Consider the following 26,456-nt stretch of genomic DNA (forward strand, 5'->3'; position numbering starts at 1 on the left):
GTGTGTCCATGGCAGTGGCGAAGGTGATCGAGGGGCTCATCGCGGGCCCGGTGCCGGTGCGGTTCACCGCGTTCGACGGCAGCAGCGCGGGCCCGCCCGACGCGGACGTCACCATCGAGATCCGCAGCCCGCGGGCGCTGAACTACCTGGCGACGGCCAACGGCGGGCTGGGACTGGCGCGGGCGTACGTCTCCGGTGACATCGAGGTGTCCGGCGACCTGTACACCGCGCTCGCCGGGCTGGACCGGCTGGAGCTGGACAAGTCCTGGTCCAAGCGGCTGCGCACGCTGCGCGATCTCGGCGGGATCAAGCTGCTCAACCCGCCGCCCCGGCCGCCGATGGAGGTGCGCCTGCACGGGCGGCTGCACTCCAAGGCCCGCGACCGGGCCGCGATCGCGCATCACTACGACGTGTCCAACCGCTTCTACGAGTGGCTGCTCGGCCCGTCCATGGCGTACACCTGCGCGGTCTACCCCGACGCGGCGGCGACCCTGGAGCAGGCCCAGTTCGCCAAGCACGACCTGGTCGCCCGCAAGCTCGGCCTGGAGCCGGGCATGCGGCTGCTCGACGTGGGCTGCGGCTGGGGCGGCATGGTGATGCACGCCGCGCGGGAGTACGGCGTCCGCGCGCTCGGCGTCACCCTGTCGCGGCGGCAGGCGGAGTGGGCCGCGAAGGCGATCGCCGAGGCCGGGCTGTCCGACCTGGCCGAGGTGCGCTTCATGGACTACCGCGACGTGCCCGTGCAGCACTTCGACGCGATCAGCTCGATCGGCCTGACCGAGCACATCGGCCGCGACCAGCTGCCCGGCTACTTCCGCTCGCTGCTGGTGCGGCTGCGTCCCGGCGGGCGGCTGCTCAACCACTGCATCACCCGGCCCAGCAACCTGGAGCCCGCCGCGCACCGGCGCATGTTCATCAACCGGTACGTGTTCCCCGACGGCGAGCTGCACGGCGTCGGGCACCTCGTCTCGGCCATGCACGACCACGGCTTCGAGGTGCGGCACGAGGAGAACCTGCGCGAGCACTACGCCCGCACCCTGGCCGCCTGGTCGGCGAACCTGGAGGAGCACTGGGCCGAGTCGGTGGCCGAGGTGGGCCTGGGCCGGGCCCGCGTGTGGCGGCTCTACCTGGCCGCGTCCCGGCTCGGCTTCGACCGCAACGTGGTGCAGCTGCACCAGGTGCTCGGCGTACGCCTGGACGCCCGGGGTCACAGCGGCATGCCGCTGCGGCCTACCTGGTAGGCAGCCCGTCCAGGCGCAGCTTGGCGGTGACGGTGGTGCCGAGCGGGCTGGAGTCGATCGTCAGCCGCTCGGAGAAGCAGCGGGCGATCCACAGCCCGCGCCCGGACTGCTGCTCGGCGGTCGGCGGCTGCCAGCCCGCGGTGTATGGCCGGGCCACCCCCTCGCCGTGGTCGCTGACCTGGCAGAACAGCCAGCCGGGGTACTTCGCGACGCGCATCCGGCCGTCGCCCTGGGCATGCATGACCACGTTGACCACCAGCTCGGTGGCGACCAGCTCCAGCGCGGAGGCCACCGGTTCGGGCATCCTCCAGTGCTCGGCCAGCTCGTCCAGGCGCTGCCGGATGCCGCGCAGGTCCGCCGAGCTGAACGGGCCTTCCACGAGCAGCTGCTGATAGGGCGTCACGGCGGGCAGCTCGTGCCCGCTGGCGTCGGCTTCTCCGGGCTCGGGCCGGCGCAGCGGGGACACGGTGCCCGGGGTGCCCGGCGGGAACACGCTGCGCCGGGCACGCCGGGTCGGCCCGGCGGTGCCGAGGCGGATCCTGGCGGCGGGGTTCATGAGCGACCTCGATCGGGGTGGGGTACCGCTGACACCACTCCCATACCCGCGCACCGCCCTTTTGATCGCCTCTCGACGACCGTAGCCGCGACGGCCCGCCGCGACCAGGGGCAGAGATCAGCTCAGGTGGTACAGCCGGGCCGCGTTGCCCGCGCCGATGCGCTCCGCGGCCTGGACGGCGTCGGCCGCCGTCACCGCGCCGTCGGCGACCAGCGCGCCCAGCACCCGGCCCAGGCCGTGCCGGAACTGCGCGGCGCCGACCAGGTACAGCTCCGGCAGGCCGATCGCGTCGGAGGAGTAGAGCAGCTTGCCGAACGGCGCCAGCTCCAGGAACTCGCCGAGCACCGCCGCGGCGCGGCCGCCCAGGTGGGTCACGGTCAGCCCGACGTCGGCGTACACGTGCGGATACACCTGCGCCAGCCAGCCCGCCTGGCGGTGGAACGGGTAGCAGTGCAGCAGCACCAGCGGCACGCCCGCGCCCAGCGTCGCCTCGCAGAACGGCTGCAAGAGCGCGGGGTCGGCGCGGGCCAGCGGCTGGTCCCGGTCGCCCCAGCCGGTGTGCAGCTGGATGGGCAGGCCCGCGTCCACGGCGGTCCACAGCAGGTGGCGCAGCAGCACCGGGTCGGCCAGCCGCCCGCCGTCGCGTTGCCAGCGGGCCGCCGCCGCGGTCACCTCGTGCGGCTGCGGGCGGGCCGGGTCCAGGTGCAGCCCGTGCCGGTACGCGGCGATCGACTTCACCGCGACCGCGCCGGGCAGCGCCTCCCGCAGCGCCGTGGCGAACGCCGGGGCGAACCCGGCCGCGTCACAGCCCGGCGCGATCTGCTCGGCGAGCAGCTCCAGGCGGATCACCCAGCGCGTCGGCGCCCCCGCCAGCGTGCCGAGCACGGCGTGGTCGGCCAGCCCGCCCAGCACCGGCCCGGTGTCCACCAGCAGCGCGGACAGGTTCGCCGCGCGCAGCAGCCGCGCCGCGGCCTCGTCCGCGCCCAGCCGCCGCCTGCGGCGCAGGTACTCCGCGACCGGGGCGTGCGACGGCAGGTCCAGCACCGGCGCGCACCACCGCCGCAGCGCCCACCCGAGCTGCCCGTCCAGGTACGACACGCCTTCCGGCGCGGGATCGTCCGCCTCGGTGCACCACAGCGCGAACGCCGCGTCGTCCAGCGGCGCCGTGGTGATCGCATGGCAGTGCGCGTCCACCAGCGGCAGCGCCGACAGGTCCAGCGGGCTCACCGCGCCCACCATGCCGTCCCGGCGGGATGGGCGGAGCGGCGAGCACGCAGCGACGGTCGCGGCGGGCGGGGTGGCACGGTCAGTAGCGCCATCGGACGGTCTCCACCAGGTGTTCGGGGTCGAGTCGGCCCAGGGTTTCGGCCTCGGCGCGGTGGACGGCGGTGAAGGCATCGAGCAGGCCCTCGCCCAGGGCGGCGCACAGACCGCCGTCGGCGCGCAGGGCCGCGGCGGCGAGCGCCGGGGTGTCCGGCAGGCGGGGCGGGCGGCGGCCCTCGGCCAGCGTGAACGGGTCCGCCGTCACCTCGGAGGGCAGGCGCAGCCCGGCGTCGGCCGCGTCGGCGGCCAGCGCGCACACCGCCCCGACCACCAGGTACGGGTTGGCCGAGCCGTCCACGCACTTGACCTCGGCGTTGGCGGACTGCTCGCGGGCGCCCGCCGCGCCGGTGACGAAGCGCAGCCCGGCCTCCCGGTTCTCGTGCCCCCAGCACTGGTATGTCCCCGCCCAGCGCTGCGGGGCCTGGCGCAGCGCGCTGCCCCAGCTCGGCGCGCCCAGCCCGGCCAGCGCGGGCAGCCGGTCCAGCACCCCGGCCAGCACCGACTCGCCGCGCCGGGTCATGCCGTACGGCCCGTCGCCGCCGGCCAGCAGGTTGGCGCCCCCGGCCCAGGGCGAGAAGTGCAGGTGCATGCCGTTGCCGACGTGCTCGGCGACGGACACCGGTGCGAACGAGGCGCGCAGGCCGTGCGACAGCGCGAGCGCCCGGACCGTCTCCCGGACCAGCACCACCCGGTCGGCGGCGCCCACGGGGTCGGCGGCGGCCGTGGACAGCTCGAACTGGCTGTGGCCGTACTCCGGATGGAACTGCTCCACCGGCACCGCCTGCGCGGCCAGCGCGGCGAGCAGGTCCCGGCCGAAGTCCGCGAGCTGGCCCAGCCGGGCCATGCCGTACGCGGGCCCGTCGGCGGCGGGGGAGCCGTCCGGCCTGCCCAGATACCACTCGATCTCGAACGCCATGCGGAAGGTGAGCCCGGCCGCCCGCGCCCGCTCCACCAGCCGCTGCGCGAACAGCCGCTGGTCCGGCGGGTACGGCTCGCCGTCCTGGGTCCACCGGTCCACCGGCGCCCAGGCCCAGCCCGGCGCGGCGGCGAGCACGGTCAGCGCGCCGAGGTCCGGGTGCAGGCGCAGGTCGCCGACCGGCCCGCCGATCAGGTCGCCGGTGGTGATGGAGTCGTCGACGCAGAACACGTCGTGCACCTTGGACATGCCCACGCCCCAGGCGGCGGCGTGCTCCAGGCGCCCGGTCGGCACCGCCTTCACCCGGGTCACGCCGGTGTTGTCGACCCAGGTCAGCGCCACGCCATGGACTCCGGCGGCGGCGAGTTCGGCGGCGGCGGCGCGCGCGGCGGCGGCCCGCGCGTCCCGATCGAGCACGGGCTCCCACATGCCCGGAATTCTGCCGGTCCGACCGGACGTACGCGACTGAACCGCCGAAACATGCCGAGACAGCACTGATACAATATGAATCGGGCAAACGCTACTGAAACACGCGTATAAGCGTGTAATGCATGAAATCCCCCTACCATGTCGGTACCCTCGCCCGAGTTCGATGAGGCACGACGATCCCGGGGGAAGCCAGCATGACCGCTCGCAAGGTGGCGCTCGCCGGCGAAACGATCCTGGTCGCGATAGTGCTCAGCCTCTTCGGCATCGTCTCGGCCTGCCAGCACGTCGGCGGTCCCGTGCTGCCCGCCTCGTCCGCGCCGCTCGGCCCGGTCATCACCGAGCCCGAAGTGGACGGCCAGCTGCTCAGCGGCGCCGACGTGCACATGGAGACCGGCCCCATGCAGGACGTGGACGCCGGCTCCGAGCACGTGTGCACCGACTGGGAGATCTGGACCGTGCAGCCGCGCGAGCGGGTCTGGTTCGAGGGCTGCGCCGGGGGTGTGCTGAAGGCGCACACCCACCTCGGCGACGGCGTGTTCGAGAACAGCTTCGCCCAGCGCCGCGACCTGCCCGGCGACAAGCAGTTCGAGCTGCGGGTGCGGCACAAGGACAGCAGCGGCAACCCGGCCACCGAGTGGAGCCCGTACACGGCGCGGCCGTTCAAGACCGACAAGGAGCGCAAGCCGCTGCCCGGCGCGCCGCAGTGGGTGGTCGCGCAGCCCGGCTACCGCGTCGAGGAGGTCGCGTCCGGCTTCGAGCTGCCGGTCAACCTCGCCATGGTGCCCTCGCACGCGATCGCCCCGGACAAGCCGATGTTCTACGTCACCGAGCTGTACGGGACGATCAAGGTGGTGCGCGGCGACCTCAAGGTCAGCGTGTACGCCAAGAACCTGCTGAACTGGGACCCCTACGCGAAGTTCCCCGGCACCGGCGAGATCGGGCTGACCGGGATCGTGGTCGAGCCGCAGACCGGCGACGTGTTCGCCAGCATGCTGTACCAGAAGGGCACCGAGTTCTTCCCCAAGGTCGTGCGCATCCACAGCGAGGACGGCGGCATGACGGGCAAGACCGTCACCACGGTCCTCGACCTCAAGAACGACCCGCAGGTGGCCTCGCACCAGATCTCGAACCTGACCATCGGGCCCGACGGCATGCTCTACGTGCACATGGGCGACGGGTTCATCCCGGAGTCGGCACGCGACCTCACGGACAGCCGGGGCAAGGTGCTGCGGGTCAACCTGGACGGCACCGCGCCCGCCGACAACCCGTACTTCGACCCGGCCGACAAGAGCGAGACCAAGGACCTGGTCTGGGCGTCAGGCTTCCGCAACCCGTTCGGCGGGGCCTGGCGGGCGGCCGACGGCCAGCACTACTCGGTGGAGAACGGCACGGTCAACAACGACCGGTTCGCCCGGGTGGTCAAGGGGGCCGACTACGGCTGGAACTCGCACACCTCCAGCATGAAGAAGCGCGCCCTGTACAGCTGGGCCCCGACGCACGCGCCGGTCGGCATCACCTTCGTGCAGAAGGAGGGCAACCAGACCGCCGGGTTCCCGGAGAGCAAGTACGGCAACGCGTTCGTCTCCGAGAGCGGCCCCACCTACGGCACCGGGCCGCAGGTGCGCGGCAAGCGCATCGTCGAGTTCACGTTCAACAAGGACGGCTCGGTCTCCAAGCCCAAGACCCTGGTCGAGTACAACGGGTACGGCAAGACGACCGTCGCCGGCATCGCGGCCGGTCCTGACGGCCTCTACTTCTCCGGCCTGTATCCCGACCAGGGCTACAACGCCACCGCCGCGGGCGCCAAGATCTACCGCGTGCGTTACGCGCCCGCGCCGCCCGGCAAGACCAAGCCGGTCACCGCGAAGGAGCAGTGCTCCGACGGCGACCTGCAGGTCACCGCCCGCTCGTCGAAGACCGAGGTGAAGCGCGGCACGCCGCTGACGTTCACGCTGGTCGTCAAGAACCTGGCCAAGCACACCTGCAGCCGTGACATCGGCGCCGACGCGCAGGAGCTGTTCCTCATGCACGGCACCGAGAAGGTGTGGTCCTCCGACCACTGCGGCGCGCCCAAGGGCAAGCAGGTCACCTCACTGCAGGCGGGCCGGGAGATGGTGTTCAGCGTGACGTGGAACGGCAAGTCCAGCTCCTCCTGTGACAAGTCGCAGGTGAGGGTGTCCACCGGGCCGGTGCCCGAACCCGGCTCGTACCAGCTCTTCGCCCGCGTCGGCACCGACCGCAGCGCCAAGGTCTCCATCAAGCTCCAGTAGCCGCACCGCCTCCCGCCGCCGGCCTGTCCCGTCGACTCCGATGGGACAGGCCGGCGTTCGTGCGCGCGAATAGAAGGAATCCTTCGGTAGACCTTAATTCTCTTGTAGACATCTTTCATTTATCTATCGAGCATCGTTATAGTCGCGCCGAGCCCGACCCCCCACCCCTGAGAGGTGCTCATGCTCGGCAACCCCTCCGTGCGCAGGCGCACCCTGCTGGCCGGCGCGGCAGGCCTCGCGGCCGCCCCCTTCCTCGCCCGCCCGGCGTTCGCCGCCAACCCCCGCGTCTACCTCGACCCCGGACACGGCGGCACCGACCCCGGCGCGGTCGCCAACGGCCTGCAGGAGAAGGCGCTGACCCTCAACATCGCGCTGCAGATCCGCAACATCCTCCAGGCGAACTACGCGGTCGACATCCGCATGTCGCGCACCACCGACGCCACCGTCAGCCTCGCCCAGCGCACCGACGACGCCAACGCCTGGGGCGCGGACATCTTCGTCAGCGTGCACATCAACTCCGGCGGCGGCACCGGGTTCGAGAGCTACCGCTACCCGACCACCGACGCCGCCACCCTCGCCCTGCACAACGCGCTGCACCCGCGGGTCCTGTCCGGCATGCGCACCGCGGGCTCGGTGACCGACCGCGGCCAGAAGACCGCCAACTTCCACGTGCTGCGCGAGAGCGCGATGCCCGCCGTGCTGACCGAGAACCTCTTCATCGACACCGTCGCCGACGCGAACCTGCTCAAGAGCGCCGCCTTCCTCACCGCGACCGCGCAGGGCCACGCCAACGGCATCGCGAACCACCTCGGCCTGTCCGCGCCGCCGCCCTCGTTCAGCACCATCGTGGACAACCTCACCGCCGGCCGCTTCACCGCCAGCGCGAACTGGGGCACCTCCACCTACTCCGGCCAGCGCTACGGCACCGACTACCGGTACGCAAGCCCCGTGCTGGCCAGCGACTCCGCCTGGTTCAAGGTGAACATCCCGGCGACGGCCAACTACCGCGTCGACGTGTGGCACGCCGCCGACCCCGGCTACAGCGCCTCCGCGCCGCACATCGTGGTCACCTCCGGCGGCAACCAGACCGTCAACATCGACCAGCGCACCGGCGGCGGCGCCTGGCGCTCGCTCGGCACCTTCAACCTGGCCGCCGGCGACCGCAACCTGGTCGGCGTCAGCCGCTGGACCAGCGCCGCCGGCCTCGTCATCGCCGACGCCGTCCGCATCACCCGCGTCTGACCCACCCACCCCCGCGACCCACCCCCCGCGCGACCCACCCCCCGCGGCGCCCCGGGCGACCGCCCCAAGATCCGCCGACTTGCCTGGCACATGGGCGAATGCGCGCCCAAGATACGCCCGGTTGCCAGGCAAGTCGGTCGATCTTGGACGGGGCGGGACGCCGCGCCGCGCGGGACGGGGCGGCCGGTGGGGTGGGGCGTGAGGAGAGCCGGGGGTGGGTGTTCCCGGTAGAGTCGGCGGCGTGTCGGAGCCCCGGGTGCGCCTGCGTCTGCTGGCGGTGTCGCTGCTGCTGGGCGTGACCGCGTGCTCGGCGCCCGTGGCGCCCGGTGCCACACCACCCGCTCCCAGCGGATCGAGCAGCGCCGTTGTTGTGCCGTCGGCGGGCGCGTCCGCTTCGGCGGCGCCGAGTGCGGCCGCGTCGCCCGTGGTGGTGGGGGCGCCCAAGGCGGCGCTGGCGGTGGGCGTACGCACGCTGAAGCTCAGCCGGGGCGCGGACCGTGCGCTGCCGACCACCGTCTGGTATCCGGCCGCCGGGAAGGCGGGCGGCTCGCCGCGCAAGGACGCCGCGGCCGCCGCCGGACGGTTCCCGATCGTGCTGTTCAGCCACGGCCTGCGCGGCCTGCCCGCGTACTACCAGCAGGTCACCACCCGGCTGGCGGCGGCGGGCTTCGTGGTGGCCGCACCGGCCTACCCGTTCACCAACCGCGACGCGTCGCCGTTCCAGGGCGCGGACGTGATCAATCAGCCCGCGGACGGGTCGGCGGTGCTCACCGCGCTGCTGAAGCTGAACACGACGGCGGGGGACCGGTTCGCCGGGCGGCTGGACGGGGGCCGGATCGCGGTCGCCGGGCACTCCGCGGGCGGGTTCACCTCGGCGGGCATGCTGGCGAACAAGCGTGACGACCGGGTGCGGGCGGCGGTGGTGATCGCGGGCGGCGCGCTGGGCGGCTTCCGCGGCTCGCGCACGCCGGTGCTGTTCGTGCACGGCGACCGGGACGCGGTGGTCAAGTACGAGACGGGGCGCGACGCGTACGACGCGACGTCCTGGCCGCGGGCGTTCCTGACCGTGCTCGGCGGCGGCCACAGCGAGTTCCTCGCGCCGGGCGCGAAGGGCTTCGACCCGATGATGAAGACCATGACCGATTTCCTGCGCTGGACGCTGTACGCGGACGCGGCGGCCAAGGGCCGTCTCGCCAAGGACGGCACCCGTTCGGGCGTGTCGAGATTCGAGGCCAAGCTGTGAGCGACGACCTGCGTCCCGGCGAGTGCCGGGTCTACTGGGCCCGCCCCTCCGACGAGCGGCCCTGGCACCAGCGGCTGCTCAGCGCCGGGGAGCGGGAGCGCCGCGAGTCGCTGCGCCGCGACGAGGACAAGGCCCGGCAGACCGTCGCGGCCGCGCTGCTGCGTACGGTGGCGGGCCGCCACCTGGGCGAGAAGCCGGCCGCGGTGCGCATCGACCGCTCCTGCACGACGTGCGCCGTCCCGCACGGGCGGCCCACCCTGCCCGCCGGGCTGGAGGTGTCGGTGTCGCACTCGGCGGACCGGATCGCGGTCGCGGTGGGCCTGGCCGGGCCGCTCGGCGTGGACGTGGAGCACTGCCAGGACCAGCGCGACATCCTCGGGGTGGCCCGGCTGGCGCTGTGCGAGGCCGAGATCGCCGCCTCGGCGCCGCTGGACCAGCACGGCTTCTACACGTACTGGACGCGCAAGGAGTCGGTGCTCAAGTCGACCGGCGACGGCCTGCGCACGGCCATGACCAAGATCGAGGTGTCGCTCCCGGCCGAGCCGCCCCGGCTGCACCGCTACGACGGCCGCCCGGAGGTGGTCGCCTCGGCGCGCATGTTCACGCTCGCGCCGGGCGACGGCTACCAGGGCGCGCTGACCGTGCTCGGGCCCGCGCTGGAGGTCACCGAGCACGACGCGGCCGCGCTGCTCGCCGACGACACCCACGCCGCCTGACGGCTCACCAGGGCGACGGCTTGTAATCCTTGAGGAAGCAGCCGTAGAGGTCCTCGCCCAGCTCACCGCGCACGATCGGGTCGTACACCCGCGCGGCGCCGTCGACCAGGTCGAGCGGGGCGTGGAAGCCCGCGTCCGCCAGGCGGATCTTGGTGGGGTGCGGGCGCTCGTCGGTGATCCAGCCGGTGTCCACGGCCGTCATCAGGATGCCGTCGGTGAGCATCTCCCCGGCACTGGTGCGGGTCAGCATGTTCAGCGCGGCCTTGGCCATGTTCGTGTGCGGGTGGCCCGGCCCCTTGTACCGGCGGCTGAACTGCCCCTCCATCGCCGACACGTTCACCACGTACTTGCGCCGCGCCGGTGACTTGGCCATGGCCGCCCGCAGGCGGCTGACCAGCACGAACGGGGCGGTGACGTTGCACAGCTGCACTTCCAGCAGCTCGATCGGGTCGACCTCCTGCACCACCTGCACCCAGCTGTTGGAGGCGTCGAGGTCGGGCACCAGGCCGCCCGCGTCGATCGCGGTGCCGTCGGCGATGCGGGCCAGGCTCGCCCCGCCGGTGCTCAGCGCGAGCGAGGTGACCAGCTCCGGGCTGAGCTGCTGGTGCGGCATGGCCTGGATCGCCGCGGCGGCCGGGCTCGACCCGCTGTAGTGGCCGAAGCTGACCAGCTCGGGCAGCGGCCCGTCCGGCAGCGGCGCCGATTCGGCCGCCACGAGCTGCGCGTACGCCTGCGGCGACCGGCGCACCGTCTGCGCCGCGTTGTTGATCAGGATGTCCAGCGGGCCCTGCCCGGCGACGGAGTCGGCCAGCGCCACCACCTGCGCCGGGTCGCGCAGGTCGATGCCGACGACCGTCAGCCGGTCCAGCCATTCGTGGCTGTCCGGCTGCGCCTTGAACCGGCGTACCGCGTCGCTGGGGAAGCGGGTGGTGATCGTGGTGTGCGCGCCGTCGCGCAGCAGGCGCAGCGCGATGTACATGCCGATCTTGGCGCGGCCGCCGGTGAGCAGCGCCCGGCGGCCGGTCAGGTCGGCGCGGGCGTCGCGGCGGGCGTGGTTCAGCTCCGCGCACTCGGGGCACAGCTGGTGGTAGAACGCGTCGACCTGGGTGTAGCGGACCTTGCAGATGTAGCAGGCGCGCGCCTGGCGCAGGTGCCCCGCGATGTCGCCCTTGGTGGGCGAGGTCAGCCCGAACGCGCCCGCCGTCTCGTCGTCGATGCGGCCCGGCGCGGCCGTCGCCGTCGCCGCGGTCACCGCGTCGTCGGCGGCCAGCACCTCGGCCCGCTTGTCGCGGCGGCGCTGCTGCTTGACGTGCTTGAACATGCGCCCGACGGCCCGGCGCACCGCTATCGCGTCCGGGTGCTCCGTGGGCAGCTTGTCGATCTCCGCCAGCACGTTCAGGCAGTCCTCCAGGCGCGCGGGGTCGATGCCCGTGCCCTCGTGCTCGCTGATCGTCATCCCGGTGCCCGTTCCGTGCTCGCCTGCCAACCTCGCCCGGAAACTGTACGCAGCCGGAAGCACGATGACCGAATCAGCCGCGTCCGCACCCCGCCGACTGTCGCCCATCTCACCCACCGGGCTCAGACCGGCGCGACGGTGTCGCCGGTGGCGGCGTCGGTGACGAGGATGGCCTCGACGGGGCAGCAGTCGGCGGCGTCGCTGACCGCCTCGTCGGGCTCGACCAGCTCACGCAGCGGGGTGGACTTCTTGTCGACGAGCTGGAAGTGCTCGGGCGCGGTGCCGGCGCACAGGCCGGACCCGATGCAGCGATCCCGGTCGACGGCGACCCGCCACTGGCCGCTCACCAGGCCACCGGCAGCTTCTTGAGACCGCGTACCAGCATGCCGCGCTTCCACGGCAGCTCCTGCTCGGCGACCGCCAGGTGCAGCTTCGGGAAGCGGGTGATCAGCGCGTGCAGCGCGACCTGCAGCTCCATCCGGGCGAGCTGGGCGCCGACGCAGTGGTGCGGGCCGTGGCCGAAGCCCAGGTGCGGGTTGCTCTCGCGGTGGAAGTCCAGCTCGTCCGGGTCGCTGAAGACGCGCTCGTCGCGGTTGGCGGAGGCGAGCGCGCCGAGCACCGGCTCCCCGGCCCGCACCAGCACCCCGCCCACCTCGATGTCCTCGGTGGCGTAGCGGGCGAACGCGGCGGCGGTGCCGAGCGGGATGTAGCGCATCAGCTCGTCGACGGCGGCGGGGATGAGCGCCGGGTCGTCACGCAGCTCGGCGAGCCGGTCGGGGTTGGTGAGCAGCACGTACATGAAGTTGGGCAGCTGGGTGACGGTGGTCTCGTGCCCGGCCGCGAGCAGACCCGCGGACAGCTGCACCAGCTCCTGCTCGGTGAGCCGGTCCTCGTCCTCGTCCCGGGCCTTGACCATGGCGCTGAGCAGGTCGTCGGTCTCCTGGACGCGGCGCTGGGCGATCAGGCCCGCGATGTAGCCGTGCAGATTCCCGAGGTACTCCATGATCTGCTGCGGCGTCAGCGACGTGGTCGAGATGATCGCCTCGGACCAGGTCTGGAACTTCGCCCGGTCGGCGAACGGCACGCCGAGCAGCTCGCAGATGACCGCGACGGGCAGCACGTCGGCGAAGTGCTCGACCAGGTCGGCGGGGGAGCCGTGCCGCTCCATGTCGTCGAGCAGGCCGTTGGCGATCTCCTGGGTGCGCGGGCGCAGCAGCTCGACCCGGCGGGCCGTGAACGCCTTCGCGATCAGCTTGCGCAGCCGGGTGTGCTCGGGCGGATCCATGGCGAGCATCCCGGAGTCGTTCTGGTGCGGGTGCGTGCGCGGCTCGTCACGCCCGACGCTCGCGGCCCGGCTGAACCGCGCGTCCCCCAGCACCATCCGCACATCGTCATACCGCGTGGCCAGCCAAGCCTCCTCGCCGAACGGCAGCCGCACCCTGGTCAGCGGCTCGTCCCGCCGCAGCTCCGCATACATCGGATCCAGATTCAGCCGATCCGGATCCCCGAACGGATAGGCCCGCGCCTGCACCACGTCCTGACCGGCCACCATCATTCGCCCCCTCGAATGCGCACGAATTCAACTACATGGATGCTAGTGTGAACCCGTCCCCAAGTCGATGCCCATTCTAGGAAATGTCCGCATATCCGGCACGCTCCGAACCTCGTCGATCATGAACTTATGGGCGTGTTCGACGGCGTGTCACTGCCCTAACTTCATGATCAACGGGTGAGTTCGTCCAGGACCAGCGAGCGCAGGCGTTCCATGGGGTCGCCGTCGTCGACGGCGAGGGTGCTCTTGGTGGCGGCGAGGGCGAGGCCGAGGGCCGGGGCGGCGCCGGCGAGGCTGCCACCGATGCCGCCCGCGCCGAACATCCGCCCGTCGGCCTCCACGCCGTAGCCCAGGGTGCGGGTGACGTCCATCAGGAACGTCCAGTCCGGACCGGTCGAGGCGACCGCGGACACCTCGGCCAGCCGCTCCGGCGAGATCAGGCGCACCCCGTCCACCTCGCCGAGCAGCGCCGCGTACATCCGGGCGGCGGCCCGCGCGCTGACCGTGCCCACCGCGGGCACCTCCGCCCGCAGGAACGCCGGGTCGGCGGCCAGGTCCGCATCCGGCCGGGCCCCGGCGGGCACGGCCCGCGCGAAGTTCGGCAGCATCGCGGCGAGACCGTCCAGCGCCGCCGACCAGTTGCCGTCCCGCACCGGCGCCAGACCTCCAAGAGCATCCTCTGGTACGGCCAGCAGCAGCTCGCCCGGCACCCCGAGCGGCCCGGCCACCTCGTCGGCCACCACCTGCGACAGGGTCCGCCCGGTGACCCGCCGCACCGTCTCGCCGACCAGCCAGCCGTACGTCCAGACGTGGTAACCGTGCCGCGTGCCCGGCTCCCACACCGGCGCGCTGTCGGCCAGGATCCCGGCCATCCGGCCCGGATCGCACAGCTCGGCCCGGGTCAGCTCGGGCGGCAGCGCGGGCAGCCCGGCGGAGTGGGTCAGCACGTGCCGCAGCGTGATGCCGTCCTTGCCGTGCCGGGCGAACTCCGGCCACACCTCGGCCAGCCGCAGGTCGTGGGACAGCACGCCCTGCTCGGCCAGCACGTGCACGGCGGTCGAGGTCAGCCCCTTGCCGGTGGAGAAGCTGAAGAACGGGGTGCCCGAGGTGACCGGCCCCGCGTACGCGTCCACGATCGGCTCGCCGTGCAGGTACGCCGCGAACTGGGCGGCGGTCTCGCGCCCGGAGGCGACCAGGTCGTCGAGCTCCTTCTGGATCCGGTCCTGCAGGTCGCTCACGGGGTGTCCGCTCCGGCCGTGCGCGGCCAGTGGGTCAGGGTCAGGTGCAGGGCGTCGATCGCGCACCGCCATGATTCGTCCACGTCGCGCGAGTGCGCGAAGCCGCCCGCGGCCTGCAGCGCCGCCCAGCCGTGGAAGGTGCTGCGGAGCAGGCGAACCGCGTCGGTCGCGTCCGGCTCGGCCAGCCCGTAGCCGTGCAGCAGGGCATAACAGAGCTGGATGTTGCGCAGGAAGGCGGGCGCGTCCGCCACCGCGGCCGGGTCCAGCCGCTGCTGGGTGGCCGCGTAGCGGCCGGGGTGGGCCAGCGCGTACGCCCGGTAGGCCCCCGCGAAGGCGGCCAGGGCGTCCCGGCCGGACCGCCCGGCGACCGCCGCGGCGATGCGGTCGGTCAGCTCGCCCGCGGCCAGCAGCGCGATCCGGGTGCGCAGGTCCTGCAGGCTGCGCACGTGGGAGTAGAGGCTGGCGTCCTTCACGCCGAACCCGCGCGCCACCGCCGAGACGGTGACCTGCTCCAGCCCCACGGCGTCCGCCAGGTCCGCAGCCGCCAGCGTCACCCGCTCCGCGTTCAGTCCCGCCCTGGCCATCATGAACCTAATACTACTAGGTTTCTGCCTAGGATTCCTAGGGAAGGTCGCCCGGGTCCCACTCCGCGACGACGTACGGCCGCACCAGCCCCGGCTCGGGCAGGTAGGGCTCCCAGTACACGATCTGCCAGGCCGCCTGCAGCGCGTCCTCGCACGGATAGGTGTGCCCACAGCGGTCGCACACGCCGTGGACCTGCATGTGGTGCTCGCTCCAGCGGGTTCTGCCCTCGGTCACCATGGCCAGGGCGCGGCTCTGGATCGCCGTGCGCCCGACATAGGTGGTGCCGCGGGATAGGTGCCGTACGTCGGTGCCGGATCGGGGTCGTGGTTGCGGCCGTGACATAGCGTTCTCCTGCCGTCACCCCGCTTAACGGCGTACGCCCGGGAAAGGTGCCGAACTGTCGGAAACCTTTGCCCGGCCACGGATCGGCGGGCGGCCGCACTCCAATGCGGACCGCCTCGCGTACCTGGTCAGGGCTGCGGACTCGCCGCCCGCGGGTAGCGGATGAGCAGGCTCGCATGGACCGGCTCGTCACCGACGGCGGCGTAGCGGTGCGGCACGTCCGAGGTCCAGGAGATGTGCTCGCCGGGACCGGCCAGCAGCGGAGCGTCGGCCGGGCCTGCCTGGAGCACGCCGCTGAAGACGGTCACGTGCTCGGTCACGCCGGTGTGGTGGGCGGGGGAGGCCTGCGCCGGGCCGGGCGGCACGACCATGCGGTACAGCTCGTACGTCACCGGCCCGTCGTCGAACACCTGCAGCAGCGTCGCCTCGACCGCGGTGCCGCGCACCACCCCCGTCTGCCCGCCGGCGAGCAGCGCCGTGATCGGCACGCCGAGCGCCGCGGTGACCGACCACAGCGTCTCCAGGGTCGGGTTGCGGGTGCCGTTCTCCAGGCCGGACAGCGTGGCCTTGCCCACGTTCGCCCGCCGCGCCAGCTCGGACAGCGAGATGCCGGCCTGCTCACGCAGCCTGCGCAGCCGTACGCCGACCCCTTCCGCGCCGGGCTCCAGGGCCGGGCGAGCGCTTGCCGCACGTGAACTCACCCGGCTATCGTGCACCACGGGCGACCGTTCCGTTTGCGGAACGATGGCGAGGCGCAGCGGGCCGTCCGGCCGTGGACGCAGAGCTGGAGGAGGACCGGGCCGTGGGCAGGGTGGTGCAGCCGGTGCTGGCCGGCGTGGTGACGGCCGTGGTCGGGTTCGCGAGCACGTTCGCCGTCGTGCTGGCCGGGCTGCGGGCGGTGGGCGCCGACGAGCGCCAGGCCGCCTCCGGCCTGCTCGCGGTATGCGTCGCGTCCGGCGCCACCACGCTCGTGCTCGGGCTGCGGCACCGCATCCCGATCAGCATCGCCTGGTCGACCCCCGGCGCGGCACTGCTGGCCGCGACGGGCGCCGTCGACGGCGGGTTCGCCGCGGCGGTCGGCGCGTTCCTGGTCACCGGGGCGCTGATCATCGCGGCGGGGCTGTTCCCGGCGCTGGGCCGGGCGATCGCGGCCATCCCGCGCCCGATCGCGGCGGCGATGCTGGCGGGCGTACTGCTGAACCTGTGCCTGGCCCCGGTCCGGGCGCTGGTGGACGTGCCGCTGCTGGCGATCCCGGTGGTGCTGGTGTGGGCGGTGCTGAGCCGCTTCGCCCGCTCCTGGGCCGTGCCCGCCGCGCTGGTCACGGCCGTGGTGGTGATCGTGCTGGACGCACCGGAGGCGCTGCGCGGAGCGGCCGCCGCGCCTGAACTGACCCTGACCGCGCCCGTGTTCACCTGGCAGGCGCTGGTCAGCCTGGCGCTGCCGCTGTTCCTGGTCACCATGGCCTCGCAGAACGTGCCCGGCATGGCGGTGCTGCAGGGGTACGGCTACACCCCGCCGCTGCGCGGCATCCTGCTCGGCACCGGCGTGGCCACCACCGTCGCCGCGCCGTTCGGCTCGCACGCGGTGAACCTCGCCGCGATCACCGCCGCGCTGGCCGCCGGGCCGGACGCGCATCCCGACCCGCGCCGCCGCTGGATCGCGTCGGTGACCGCGGGCATCGGCATGATCGCGCTGGGGCTGGGCGCGGGCGCCGCGACCGCGTTCGTGCTCGGCTCGCCGCCGGTGCTGGTCGAGGCGGTGGCGGGCCTGGCGCTGCTCGGTGCGCTGGGTTCGGCGCTGGCCTCGGCCGTGGCCGAGGAGCGCGGGCGGGAGGCCGCTGTGGTCACCTTCGCGGTGACGGCGTCCGGGGTGGTGCTGCTGGGCGTGGGCGCCGCGTTCTGGGGTCTGCTCGCGGGCGGCCTCATGCTGGCGCTGCGGCGAGGAACGCCTCCACCGACGCCGCGAACGCCCGAGGATCGTCCACCCACGGAAAGTGACCCGCGCCCGGTTGCACCGTCAGCCGCGACGCGGTGAGCAGCGCGGCGAGCTGCCGCATCGCGTGCCGGGTGGGCCAGACGTCGTGCTCGCCGGCCACCAGCAGGGTCGGCACGGCGAGCGCGGCCAGCCGCTCGGGCAGCGCCGGGTCCGGGGTGAAGTCCGCGTAGAAGCCGTCGGTGGCGGCGCGGGCGAACTGCGCGGGCTCGGCGGCGGCCTGGGCGCGGGCGGCGTCGTTCCACGTGCCGTACAGCAGCGGGGCCGCGAGCATGCGCAGCCGTTCGAGGTCCTGCTCGTCGGCGGCCTCGGCGGTGAGCGCGGCGGCGGCCTCGTCGATCCACGGCTCGTGCGAACGTTCGGCGAGCACGTGCGCCAGGTCCACGTCGGACTGCAGGCCGAGCACCCGCAGCGACGGGGCGACCAGGACCAGGCGGCGCAGGCGGGCGGGGTGGGCGGCGGCGTACAGCATGCACGTCCCGCCACTGGCGGAGTGGCCGAGCAGGTCCATGGTGTCCAGGCCGAGGTGGGCACGCAGCGCCTCGACGTCGTCGGCGATCCGGTCGACCCGGTACGTCGCCGGGTCGGCGGGGATCGCCGAGTCTCCGGTGCCCCGGTTGTCCAGCAGGACCAGCGTGCGGGTGGCGGACAGGCCGCCCAGGTCGCCGAGGTACGCCACGGCCTGGCCGGGCCCGCCCGGCACGCACACCAGCGGCGGTCCGTCCCCGGTCACCCGGTAGGCCAGCTCGGTCCCGTCCCATGATCGAAAGCGCGCCACCCGGGTCATTCTGCCAGCCGGACCCGGCGCGTGACCGAACCTCCGCCGCGCTGCCGGGGCCGTGCGGGCAGGCCCGACCGTGCGCAGTGGTCAGGCGCGGGTGCGGCGCAGGCGGGAGTAGACGGCGAGCGCCGCCCCCGACCACAGGAAGGCGTGGACGGTCAGCCAGAGGGCGGTGGCCGCGCCGCTGCCGGAGGCGGTGAAGCGGGCGGTGGCCATCAGCGGCGGCACGAGCCACGGGACGGGCGAGCCCTGCAGCCCGAGCACGATCGCCAGCACCGCGCCGGTGACCAGCACCGCGACACCGTTGCCCGCGCTGCGGGTGACCGCGCGGCAGGCCAGCCCGCCCAGCGCCACCGCCGGGAGCAGGGCCAGCAGGTGCACGCCGAACCCGAGGGCGACCGCGGCCACGTCGCCCCCGAGACCGCCCGGGTCGGGCTTGACGCCCTGCACCAGCCACGGCAGGGCCAGCGCGATCGCGATGGTGCCCAGCCCGGCGACGGCGGCGGCGAGCAGCCCGGCCGTGATCTCGCGGCCCGCCGAGCCGGCGGCGACGCGGGCCAGGCGGCGCTGCACGTCCGGCTCCACGTCCAGCAGGATCTTCGTCTGCCAGGCGAGCACCGGGAACAGGATCAGAGCGGAGGCGCCGTACGCCTCACCGGCCTCGGCCCGGCCCCCGCCGTACAGGACGGACAGCACGGCCAGGGCGGCGATCAGGGGTGCCACGGACCGGCCGGTGCGAACGAAGGCGCGCAGGCGCATCCCGGTCAGTGCGATCACGAGCCGACCTCCTCGCGTACCCGAAGCACCCGGTGGCCCTGCTCGCGCAGGCGCGCCACCGCGCCGGGGAGGTCGGCGGCGCTGACCGCGACCTCCACCACGCAGTGCTGGTCCGCCTCGGCGGGCGCGACGGCCAGCCCGCCGTCCGCGACGGTCCACCGGGCCGCGCCGGGCAGCCGCACCGTCTCGCCGCGGTGGTCGCTGACCAGGACGCGCCCACCGGCCGCGGCGACCTCCAGCACGATCGCGGGCACCAGCTCGCGGGTGGCGGCGTCCAGGCCCTCCCACGGCTCGTCGAGGATCAGCAGCCCCGGCGACACGAGCAGGGCCTGGGCCAGGCCGACCTTCTGCGCGGTGCCCTTGGACAGCTCCGGTAGCTTCACGTCGCGGAACCCGCCGAGGCCGAGGCGCTCGATCCAGCCGTCCACGGCCCGTCCGGCGGCGGCTGCGCGCAGGCCGCGGACCGCGGCCATGGCGTGCAGGTACGCCGAGACGGTGTGCGGCTGGTCGGCGGGGAACCGTTCGGGCACCCAGCCGACGGCGGCGGGACGCCCGGCCACCCGGCCCCGCGACGGGCGCAGCACCCCCGCGATGAGCTGGAGCAGCGTGGACTTGCCGGCGCCGTTGCGGCCGAGCACGACCGCGATCTCCCCGGCGGACAGCTCGGCCGTCACCTGCCGCAGCACCCAGCTACCGCCGCGGCGGTAGCGCAGCCACACGTCGTCGAGATGCACCGGGCGATTGTGCCACCGGAGTCGGCCCGGCGTCTGCGGGCTGATCCCGGCTACGGCCGACGGGAACCCTCACGGCGGCATAAAATCGACCGTCCGCGCAAGTCGGTCGGCGATCCCGGAGCAGGGTATGGAAATCGGTGTGCACCTGGTCAACTTCACCTATCCGGGTGGCGTCGCGGCGATCGCGCCGACGCTGGCCGCGGCGGGGCGGGCCGCCGAGGAGGCCGGGATCGACAACCTGTCGGTGATGGACCACTACCTCCAGATGGAGGGCGCCGGGCTGGGCGAGCCGGACGCGCCGATGCTGGAGGGGTACACCACGCTGGGCTTCCTCGCCGCGCACACCACCAGCGTGCGGCTGCAGCTGCTGGTCACCGGGGCCACCTACCGGCACCCCGGCCTGCTCGCGAAGATCGTGTCCACGGTGGACGTGCTGTCCGGCGGGCGCGCCGTGCTCGGCCTCGGCGCCGCCTGGTACGAGCGCGAGCACGCCGCGTACGGCGTCCCGTTCCCGCCGGTGGCGGAGCGCTTCGAGCGGCTGGAGGAGACGCTGCGCATCGTGCGCCAGATGTGGAGCGACGACGACGGGCCGTTCGAGGGGCGGCACTACCGCCTCGCCGAGACGGTCAACTCACCGCAGCCGCTGACCCGCCCGCACCCGCCGATCATGATCGGCGGCGGGGGCGAGAAGAAGACGCTGCGCCTGGTGGCGAAGTACGCCGACGCGTGCAACCTGTTCGCCGGGCCGCACTCCGCGCCGGAGCAGGTCAAGGCGAAGCTGGACATCCTCGCCGCGCACTGCGAGCGCGAGGGCACCGACTACGGCCGCATCCGCAAGACGGTGACCTGGAGCGACGCCATCACCCCCGACGCGGCGGGCGGCGCGGAGCTGGCCGAGCGGCTCGCCGCGTATGCGGCGCTGGGCGTGACCGCCGTGCACCTGATGCCCGGCCTGGCCGAGCCGGTGGCCTTCCTGCGCGGCGTCGGCGAGCACGTCACCGCCCCGGTCCACGCCCTCTGACCGGTCAGCCCAGGCCGAGCAGGGGCGGGACCTGCGTCATCGCGGTGACGATGTGGTCGGCGCCCGCGGCGCGCAGGGTGTCGGCGGAGGCCAGGGCGGCGTGGCCGATCACGGTCATCCCGGCGGCCTTCCCGCCGCGCACGCCGTACGGGCTGTCCTCCACCAGCACGCAGTCCGCCGGGTGGACGCCGATCCGCTCCGCCGCCAGCAGGAACAGGTCCGGCTCCGGCTTGCCCCGCGCCACCATGTACGCGCTGTACACGTGCGGGCCGAAGTATCCGGCCAGGCCGGTGCGGTCGAGCCGGAACGCGATCTCGTGCGGGGTGCCGCTGGACGCCACGCACACCGGCACGGCCGCGTCGCGCAGCAGGCCGAGCAGCTCGCGTACGCCGTCGACCGCGGCCAGCTCTTCGCGCTGGCGGGCCAGCGCGAGCCGCTCGTACTCGGCGGGCAGATCGAAGCCGACGGGGCGGCCCAGCTCACGCTCGACGTCGGCGAGGGACTCGACGGTGGACCGGCCCATGTAGCGGGCGATGCTCTGCTCCAGCGTGGTCGGCAGCCCGGCCCGGGTGACCAGCTCCGCGAAGAGCGTGTTGTTGATCCGTTCGGAGTCCACCAGCACGCCGTCGCAGTCGAACACCACCGCTTTGATCACCCGTACAGGCTGCCATGCGAGCGGCACGCCATGGGGGGCGGGCGCAGAATGGCCGGATGGTGGTGACGGGGGATTCGGTGGTGGACGGGGAGTGTCTGCTGTGCCGGGTGGCTGAGGCGGACGCGTACTTCCAGCGGCGGCGGGTGTGGGCCGACGCGCACTGGCGGTTGTCGGTGCTGCTGCAGGGGCCGGTGGCCGGGTTCGCGCACCTGGAGCCGCGGCGGCACATCCCGTACGTCACCGAGCTGGACGGGCCGGAGGCGGCGACGCTCGGTCCGGTCCTGGCGCGGGCCACGGCCGCGCTGCGCGAGGCGACCGGCGCGGACAAGGTCTACGTGTACGTCTTCGGCGACCGGGTGCCCCACCTGCACTTCAACCTCGCCCCGCACCACCCCGGCGGCGCGCTGGCGGGCGGTCCGGGGCTGCTGCGGCCCGGCGCCGCACTCGTGTCAGCGGACGCGCACGAGGCCGCCGCGGCGGCTGTCGCCCGGCTGCTCGGCTGAGGAGATTTCGGAGATTCTGCGAAACCTTGTCCGGTTTGTGGGGAATCCGGATACCGTCATGGCAACCCGTTCACGTCCCCTACCAGCGGAGTCGCCATGCGCCGCACCGTGCGACGTGGTCTGTTACTGCTGACCACCGCCACCGTCCTGATCCTCGGCTGGCCCGGCCCCGGCGCCCAGGCCGCCGCGTACCTCAGCCACCGCTCGGCCGTCGACGTCTTCCGCGACGCCGGCATCTCCATCTGGTCCAGCGGCAACTGCTCCAACCGCAACAAGCCGAGCTGCACCTCGTTCGAGCGCATCCGCCGCAGCACCGTCGACGGCATCCTCACGCTGCGCAAGGCCAGCAAGTGCGACCTGCGGATCACGGGCGGAACCGAGACCGGCCACGGCTCCGGCACGTACACGCACTGGAACGGCTGGAAGATCGACATCAGCAAGTACACCTGCATCGGGAAGTACATCAAGCGCTACTTCAAGTACGTCGGCTACATCCGCGGCTGGGGTTACCAGTACAAGGCGCCCTCCGGGAACATCTACACCGACGAGGGCAACCACTGGGACATCCTGTACTACAGCTGCGGCGGCTGCTCCAGCGGCGACGATGACGACAACGACCTCGCCCCGTCGCCTTCGGCGAAGCCCTCCGCCGCACCCAAGCCCTCGGCCTCCCCGACCCCGTCGGCCTCGCCGAGCAGCTCGCCAAGCCAGAGCGCGAGCCCGTCCACCAGCCCGCCGGTGGCAGCCGCCCCGGTGGCCCCGGTCGCCTCGACCGTGCCGTCGGCCTCGCCCGGCTCGCTGCCGTCAGCGGGTCCGTCGGCATCGGCGAGCGAAGCCGGCCCGTCAGCCACACCGTCCGGTTCGGCCGCACCGTCGCCGAAGTCCGACGTGGCAGGTCCCGCACCGGTGGCAGGCCCTTCGGCGGCGGTCGCGCCCACGGGTGAGCCGTGGCCGTCAGGCTCGCCGTCTCCGTGGCCGTCGGGATCGGCGGGCCCGTCGCCGAGCGCCTCGGCGTCGGCCGCACCACCGGCGAACCCTGGGCTGGAGCCGCCGACGGCGCTGCCGCCGCCGCCCGTACACGAGCCCGTGCCGCCGCCGACGAAACTCCTGCGGGCCGTCGACCCGGCCCCCGCGTCACCACCCCCGACCCTGGACCCCGCCCAGGTCGACGCCCCGCTGGGCTGACCGGGACGCACTTTCGGGGAAACTGCACGCCACCGAGCCACCGGAGCTGCAGTTTCCCCGAAAGTGCAAGCGCGTCAACCCTTGACGTAGGAGAGCTTCTCGGCGACCCGCCCGTCCCGGGCCCGGATGACGTCGACGCCGCGCACGTGCCCGCTGCCCCAGTCATAACGCCACCGCTGCACCACCAGGTCCCCGGCCACGGTCAGCTCCTCGACGTCGAACCGCCCTTCCAGCTGCTCGAACACCGGCCGCCATGCCTCCCGGACCTCGTCGCGGCCCTCGAACCGCCGCCCGTCCGGCGCGGGGTTCGTGCTCTCGAAGACCACATCCGCGGTACACAGATCGAGCGCGTGCTCGAGATCGTGCCCGTTCCAGGCGTCGTTGAAGGCGCTGATCAGCGCTCGCACGTCCATCGGCCGACGATAAGCCCCGCGACCCCGCAAGACCGTCCGACCTGCCTGGCACATGGGCGAATCCACGCTCAAGATACGCCCAGGTGCCAGGCAAGTCGGACGATCACGAAAGGGATCAGACGGTGAAGCCGGTGAAGAGGAGGGCGGCCAGGCCGAGGCCGATGGCCAGGTTGGCGACGGCGGCTCCGCCGAACACGGCGACCGGCCGCCAGCCCGCCTCGCGCAGCGCGCTGACCCGCAGCTGCAGGCCGATGCTGACGAACGCCAGGATCAGGAACCAGGTGCGCAGGTCGTTGACGACGCCGATGGTCGCCTTCGCCTCGGCCGCGCTGACCGTGCCGACGAACCAGGTGCCGATGGCCGACGCGGCGATGAAGCCGAGCACGAACTTCGGGAACCGGTCCCACAGCTGCCGCAGGCCCGGCCGCTCGGCGTCCTCGGTCTTCTCGACCTTGAACGCGAAGTACGCGGTGAGGGCGACGGCGACGATGCCGATGAGCGCGTTCTGGGTGGCCTTGACGATGGTGGCGATCTGCAGCGTCTGCTCGCCGGCCAGCGCGCCCGCGGCGGTCACCGCGGCGGTGGTGTCGATGTTGCCGCCGATCCAGGCGCCGGCGACGGCGGGGCTGAGCCCGAGCAGGTCGGCCAGCCACGGCAGCAGGAAGATCGACGGCAGCGCGAAGATGATGACCAGGCTGGCGGCGTACGCGAGCTGCTCGCGCCGTGCCCGCACGGCCCCCGCCGCGGCGATGGCGGCGCTGACCCCGCAGATCGACACGGCCGCCGACAGCAGCGCGCGCAGCTTCTCGTCGAGGCCGAGCAGCCCGCCGAGCCACCACGCGATCAGGAAGACGCTGCTGATCAGCAGCAGGGCCTGCAGGATCGCGGGCCCGGCCGCCTTGACGATGAGGCTCAGGTTGATCGACGCGCCGAGCAGCACCAGGCCGGTCTTGATGAAGAACTCGGTGCGTACGGCGTCGGCGATACGCTCGCGCAGGCCGGTGTAGTACACGATCACGTTGCCGATCAGGCCGAGCGCGATGGCGTAGATCGGGTACTCGACCGCGGCGGCGACCTTCTCCAGGCTGGTGCCCTTGGCCGCGGCGGGGATCACGTCCTCCAGCCAGCGGGCCGCGGAGCCCAGCAGCAGCACGATGAACACGCCGAGCAGCAGCCACGGCCAGGTGCGGGCGGGCCGCTCGGCGGGCGGCGCGGAGGTGACGTCGGGGGTGGTGGCGACCATCAGGGCACCAGGCCCGTCGGGATGACCCCGGTCAGGACGAGGGCGAGCAGCAGCAGGCCGACGGCGGTGGCGAGCCAGTCCTCGCTGAGGGCGGCGCGCAGGGCGCGGGGGACGCTGGGGCCGGACGGGGTGCGCTGCGGGGTCAGGTCACTCATGGCGTACGCCTTTCGGGCGAGGGGGCGGCGACGCCGTTCATTCTATACAACGCCGGTAGGATTAGTCGAGAATGGAATTTCCCCAGCTCAATGCTGGTCAACGAGGTCGTGGGGCGGTCGCGACGAGATTCCGCGATATTTTTCCGTGAGACATGTCGAGAACGGCCCGGCGGATGTGACCACCTGACGAGAGCGGCGCACGACGGCGCCGCCGGAGACGAGGAGCCCGACCGTGAAGTACATGCTGATGATGCACACGCCCGCCGACACCTCCGCCGGGATCGAGAGCTGGTCGCCCGAGGACGTCAAGGCGCACATCGAGTTCCAGCACGCCTTCGACGCCGAGCTGCGCGCCGCGGGCGAGATGGTGTTCAACGAGGGCCTCACCTTCCCCGACCAGGCCCGGATCGTGCGGGCCGGGCAGGCGGGCGCGCCGGTGGTCACCGACGGGCCGTTCCCCGAGGCCAAGGAGTTCCTGATCGGCTTCTGGATCGTCGACGTGGACTCGGCCGAGCGGGCGTACGCGATCGCCGCGCACGCGTCGGCCGCACCGGGCGCGGGTGGCGCGCCGCTGAACATCCCGATCGAGGTCCGCCCGATCGTCGGCGCCCCCTCGGCCGACGCGTGACGCCCGCCGCGCTCGGGGACCTGCTGCGGGAACTCGCGCCGCAGGTCCTCGGCGCGGTCGTGCGGCGCTACCGCGACTTCGACAGCGCCGAGGACGCGGTGCAGGAGGCGCTGCTGGCGGCCGCGCAGCAGTGGCCGGGCGAGGGCGTGCCGGAACACCCCCGGGCCTGGCTGATCCAGGTCGCCGCGCGCCGCCTGATCAACATCTGGCGGGCCGACGACGCCCGCCGCCGCCGGGAGGAGACGGCGATGTCGCTGGACCCGCGCGACGTGGCCGGTGCCGCCGACGAGCCGGACACCGGCGCCGACGACTCGCTGCGGCTGCTGTTCCTGTGCGGGCACCCCGCCCTCACCGCGCCGTCGGCGATCGCGCTGACGCTGCGCGCCGTCGGCGGCCTGTCCACGGCCGAGATCGCGCACGCGTTCCTGGTGCCGGAGGCGACCATGGCGCAGCGCATCAGCCGCGCCAAGCAGCGCGTCCACGCCTCCGGCGCGGCCTTCGCCATGCCCGAGCCGGAGCAGTGGCGGGCCCGCGTCGAGGGCGTGCGGCACGTCCTCTATCTGATCTTCAACGAGGGGTACGCGAGCAGCACCGCCGACGACCTCGTGCGGCCCGACCTGTCCCGGGAGGCGATCCGGCTCACCCGGATGCTGCACCGGCTGCTGCCCGACGACGCCGAGACCGCCGGGCTGCTCGCGCTGATGCTGCTCACCGACGCTCGCCGGGACGCCCGCACCGGCCCGCACGGCGAGCTGATCCCACTGCCCGAACAGGACCGCTCCCGCTGGGACGGCGAGCTGATCGCCGAGGGCGCCGCCCTGCTCGGCGCCACCCTGCGGCGGCACGCCGTCGGGCCGTACCAGCTACAGGCCGCCGTGGCCGCGCTGCACGACGAGGCCGCCCGCCCCGAGGACACCGACTGGCCGCAGATCCTCGCCCTCTACGGCGTCCTGGACCGCCTGCAGGACAACCCGATGGTGACCCTCAACCGCGCCGTCGCCCTGGCCATGGTCCACGGCCCCGCCGCCGGCCTGGCGCTGCTCGACACCGTCGCCGAGCGCCTGCCCGGCCACCACCGCGTCGCCGCCGTCCGCGGCCACCTCCTCGAACTCTCCGGCGACCTCCCCGCCGCCGCCGCGGCCTTCACCGTGGCCCTGCACGCCAGCCCCAGCCCCGCCGAACTGCGCTACCTCGCCACCCACCTCGCCTCCGTCAACGCCCGCGCGGCGGCCCTTTGACCATCCGCGCGCCGCGTGCCG

At 73.5% G+C, this 26,456-nt stretch carries 28 protein-coding genes; 11 read left to right on the forward strand and 17 right to left on the reverse strand.

Going from position 1 to position 26,456, the window contains the following annotated elements:
- The first annotated feature begins 8 nt into the window (after positions 1–8).
- On the forward strand, positions 9–1,241 hold the full coding sequence (locus tag Cba03nite_RS15470) for an SAM-dependent methyltransferase (protein ID WP_203746357.1): 1,233 nt from the start codon (positions 9–11) through the stop codon (positions 1,239–1,241).
- Here the strand turns inward: Cba03nite_RS15470 and Cba03nite_RS15475 are convergent.
- The 3 genes from Cba03nite_RS15475 to Cba03nite_RS15485 all read right to left on the reverse strand — a co-directional run bounded on the left by Cba03nite_RS15475 (position 1,231) and on the right by Cba03nite_RS15485 (position 4,465).
- Positions 1,231–1,797, reverse strand: a complete 567-nt coding sequence (locus Cba03nite_RS15475; RefSeq protein WP_203746359.1) for an ATP-binding protein — start codon at positions 1,795–1,797, stop codon at positions 1,231–1,233. The genes Cba03nite_RS15470 and Cba03nite_RS15475 overlap by 11 nt on opposite strands.
- A gap of 117 nt (positions 1,798–1,914) precedes the next feature.
- Positions 1,915–3,024, reverse strand: coding sequence for an amidohydrolase family protein (locus Cba03nite_RS15480; RefSeq protein ID WP_239125762.1), 1,110 nt, complete (start codon positions 3,022–3,024; stop codon positions 1,915–1,917).
- A 79-nt stretch (positions 3,025–3,103) separates the two neighbouring features.
- On the reverse strand, positions 3,104–4,465 hold the full coding sequence (locus tag Cba03nite_RS15485; RefSeq protein WP_203746361.1) for a type I glutamate--ammonia ligase: 1,362 nt from the start codon (positions 4,463–4,465) through the stop codon (positions 3,104–3,106).
- A gap of 194 nt (positions 4,466–4,659) precedes the next feature.
- Here Cba03nite_RS15485 and Cba03nite_RS15490 point away from each other — a divergent pair, with 194 nt between their 5' ends.
- From Cba03nite_RS15490 to Cba03nite_RS15505, 4 genes are all read left to right on the forward strand, one after another.
- Positions 4,660–6,735, forward strand: coding sequence for a PQQ-dependent sugar dehydrogenase (locus tag Cba03nite_RS15490; RefSeq protein WP_203746363.1), 2,076 nt, complete (start codon positions 4,660–4,662; stop codon positions 6,733–6,735).
- 180 nt (positions 6,736–6,915) lie between these two features.
- Entirely contained in the window at positions 6,916–7,977 is a 1,062-nt protein-coding gene (locus Cba03nite_RS40315; RefSeq protein ID WP_203746365.1) for an N-acetylmuramoyl-L-alanine amidase, read from the forward strand.
- Between the two features lie 241 nt (positions 7,978–8,218).
- Positions 8,219–9,220, forward strand: coding sequence for an alpha/beta hydrolase family protein (locus Cba03nite_RS15500; protein ID WP_239125763.1), 1,002 nt, complete (start codon positions 8,219–8,221; stop codon positions 9,218–9,220).
- On the forward strand, positions 9,217–9,936 hold the full coding sequence (locus Cba03nite_RS15505) for a 4'-phosphopantetheinyl transferase family protein (protein ID WP_203746367.1): 720 nt from the start codon (positions 9,217–9,219) through the stop codon (positions 9,934–9,936). The genes Cba03nite_RS15500 and Cba03nite_RS15505 overlap by 4 nt, the downstream gene beginning before the upstream one ends.
- 4 nt (positions 9,937–9,940) lie before the next feature.
- On the opposite strand, the gene Cba03nite_RS15510 is transcribed toward Cba03nite_RS15505, so the two are convergent.
- The 7 genes from Cba03nite_RS15510 to Cba03nite_RS15540 form a co-directional block, all read right to left on the reverse strand.
- Positions 9,941–11,392, reverse strand: a complete 1,452-nt coding sequence (locus Cba03nite_RS15510) for an SDR family NAD(P)-dependent oxidoreductase (protein WP_203746370.1) — start codon at positions 11,390–11,392, stop codon at positions 9,941–9,943.
- Between the two features lie 122 nt (positions 11,393–11,514).
- A complete protein-coding gene (locus Cba03nite_RS15515; RefSeq protein ID WP_203746372.1) occupies positions 11,515–11,739 on the reverse strand; it encodes a ferredoxin in 225 nt (74 codons plus the stop codon).
- Positions 11,736–12,869, reverse strand: a complete 1,134-nt coding sequence (locus Cba03nite_RS15520; protein WP_308442755.1) for a cytochrome P450 — start codon at positions 12,867–12,869, stop codon at positions 11,736–11,738. The genes Cba03nite_RS15515 and Cba03nite_RS15520 overlap by 4 nt, the downstream gene beginning before the upstream one ends.
- A 245-nt stretch (positions 12,870–13,114) precedes the next feature.
- The gene (locus tag Cba03nite_RS15525; protein ID WP_239125764.1) at positions 13,115–14,182 is read right to left on the reverse strand and encodes a serine hydrolase domain-containing protein; all 1,068 of its coding nucleotides are present in this window, start codon (positions 14,180–14,182) and stop codon (positions 13,115–13,117) included.
- Positions 14,179–14,769, reverse strand: coding sequence for a TetR-like C-terminal domain-containing protein (locus Cba03nite_RS15530; protein WP_239125765.1), 591 nt, complete (start codon positions 14,767–14,769; stop codon positions 14,179–14,181). Before Cba03nite_RS15530 ends, Cba03nite_RS15525 begins: the two co-directional genes overlap by 4 nt.
- Positions 14,770–14,803: 34 nt before the next feature.
- The gene (locus tag Cba03nite_RS15535) at positions 14,804–15,109 is read right to left on the reverse strand and encodes a hypothetical protein (protein ID WP_203746377.1); all 306 of its coding nucleotides are present in this window, start codon (positions 15,107–15,109) and stop codon (positions 14,804–14,806) included.
- A 128-nt stretch (positions 15,110–15,237) separates the two neighbouring features.
- Positions 15,238–15,810 carry a helix-turn-helix domain-containing protein gene (locus Cba03nite_RS15540; RefSeq protein WP_203746378.1) on the reverse strand — a complete coding sequence of 191 codons (573 nt, stop codon included), beginning with the start codon at positions 15,808–15,810 and terminating at the stop codon, positions 15,238–15,240.
- A gap of 71 nt (positions 15,811–15,881) precedes the next feature.
- On the opposite strand from Cba03nite_RS15540, the gene Cba03nite_RS15545 reads away from it, so the two are divergent.
- Complete coding sequence (locus Cba03nite_RS15545) at positions 15,882–17,144, forward strand: benzoate/H(+) symporter BenE family transporter (protein ID WP_239125766.1); 1,263 nt, start codon at positions 15,882–15,884, stop codon at positions 17,142–17,144.
- On the opposite strand, the gene Cba03nite_RS15550 is transcribed toward Cba03nite_RS15545, so the two are convergent.
- From Cba03nite_RS15550 to Cba03nite_RS15560, 3 genes are all read right to left on the reverse strand, one after another.
- Positions 17,032–17,781 carry an alpha/beta fold hydrolase gene (locus tag Cba03nite_RS15550; RefSeq protein WP_239125782.1) on the reverse strand — a complete coding sequence of 250 codons (750 nt, stop codon included), beginning with the start codon at positions 17,779–17,781 and terminating at the stop codon, positions 17,032–17,034. The two genes, Cba03nite_RS15545 and Cba03nite_RS15550, sit on opposite strands and share 113 nt — an antisense overlap.
- Positions 17,782–17,970: 189 nt before the next feature.
- Complete coding sequence (locus Cba03nite_RS15555) at positions 17,971–18,660, reverse strand: hypothetical protein (protein WP_203746380.1); 690 nt, start codon at positions 18,658–18,660, stop codon at positions 17,971–17,973.
- A complete protein-coding gene (locus tag Cba03nite_RS15560; RefSeq protein ID WP_203746381.1) occupies positions 18,657–19,394 on the reverse strand; it encodes an ATP-binding cassette domain-containing protein in 738 nt (245 codons plus the stop codon). Before Cba03nite_RS15560 ends, Cba03nite_RS15555 begins: the two co-directional genes overlap by 4 nt.
- 127 nt (positions 19,395–19,521) lie before the next feature.
- Here Cba03nite_RS15560 and Cba03nite_RS15565 point away from each other — a divergent pair, with 127 nt between their 5' ends.
- Positions 19,522–20,415, forward strand: a complete 894-nt coding sequence (locus Cba03nite_RS15565; RefSeq protein ID WP_203746382.1) for an LLM class F420-dependent oxidoreductase — start codon at positions 19,522–19,524, stop codon at positions 20,413–20,415.
- Between the two features lie 4 nt (positions 20,416–20,419).
- Here the strand turns inward: Cba03nite_RS15565 and Cba03nite_RS15570 are convergent, their stop codons facing one another.
- Positions 20,420–21,070, reverse strand: a complete 651-nt coding sequence (locus Cba03nite_RS15570; RefSeq protein WP_239125767.1) for an HAD family hydrolase — start codon at positions 21,068–21,070, stop codon at positions 20,420–20,422.
- Positions 21,071–21,126: 56 nt separating this feature from the next.
- Between Cba03nite_RS15570 and Cba03nite_RS15575 the strand changes: the two genes are divergently transcribed.
- Both Cba03nite_RS15575 and Cba03nite_RS15580 read left to right on the forward strand, forming a co-directional pair.
- Positions 21,127–21,573 (forward strand): HIT family protein, encoded by a 447-nt coding sequence (locus Cba03nite_RS15575; protein ID WP_203746385.1) that lies wholly within the window; start codon positions 21,127–21,129, stop codon positions 21,571–21,573.
- A 96-nt stretch (positions 21,574–21,669) separates the two neighbouring features.
- Positions 21,670–22,758, forward strand: coding sequence for a hypothetical protein (locus Cba03nite_RS15580; protein ID WP_203746387.1), 1,089 nt, complete (start codon positions 21,670–21,672; stop codon positions 22,756–22,758).
- Positions 22,759–22,832: 74 nt separating this feature from the next.
- On the opposite strand, the gene Cba03nite_RS15585 is transcribed toward Cba03nite_RS15580, so the two are convergent.
- The 3 genes from Cba03nite_RS15585 to Cba03nite_RS15595 all read right to left on the reverse strand — a co-directional run bounded on the left by Cba03nite_RS15585 (position 22,833) and on the right by Cba03nite_RS15595 (position 24,569).
- Positions 22,833–23,171 carry a nuclear transport factor 2 family protein gene (locus Cba03nite_RS15585; RefSeq protein WP_203746388.1) on the reverse strand — a complete coding sequence of 113 codons (339 nt, stop codon included), beginning with the start codon at positions 23,169–23,171 and terminating at the stop codon, positions 22,833–22,835.
- Between the two features lie 115 nt (positions 23,172–23,286).
- Positions 23,287–24,414, reverse strand: a complete 1,128-nt coding sequence (locus tag Cba03nite_RS15590) for a YeiH family protein (protein ID WP_203746389.1) — start codon at positions 24,412–24,414, stop codon at positions 23,287–23,289.
- Positions 24,414–24,569 carry a hypothetical protein gene (locus Cba03nite_RS15595; protein WP_203746390.1) on the reverse strand — a complete coding sequence of 52 codons (156 nt, stop codon included), beginning with the start codon at positions 24,567–24,569 and terminating at the stop codon, positions 24,414–24,416. The genes Cba03nite_RS15590 and Cba03nite_RS15595 overlap by 1 nt, the downstream gene beginning before the upstream one ends.
- A gap of 241 nt (positions 24,570–24,810) precedes the next feature.
- Here Cba03nite_RS15595 and Cba03nite_RS15600 point away from each other — a divergent pair, with 241 nt between their 5' ends.
- A complete protein-coding gene (locus Cba03nite_RS15600; protein ID WP_239125783.1) occupies positions 24,811–25,197 on the forward strand; it encodes a YciI family protein in 387 nt (128 codons plus the stop codon).
- The gene (locus Cba03nite_RS15605) at positions 25,194–26,435 is read left to right on the forward strand and encodes an RNA polymerase sigma factor (protein WP_203746392.1); all 1,242 of its coding nucleotides are present in this window, start codon (positions 25,194–25,196) and stop codon (positions 26,433–26,435) included. The genes Cba03nite_RS15600 and Cba03nite_RS15605 overlap by 4 nt, the downstream gene beginning before the upstream one ends.
- The last annotated feature ends 21 nt before the right edge of the window (positions 26,436–26,456 follow it).

The organism is Catellatospora bangladeshensis, assembly GCF_016862575.1.
GTDB lineage: Bacteria > Actinomycetota > Actinomycetes > Mycobacteriales > Micromonosporaceae > Catellatospora > Catellatospora bangladeshensis.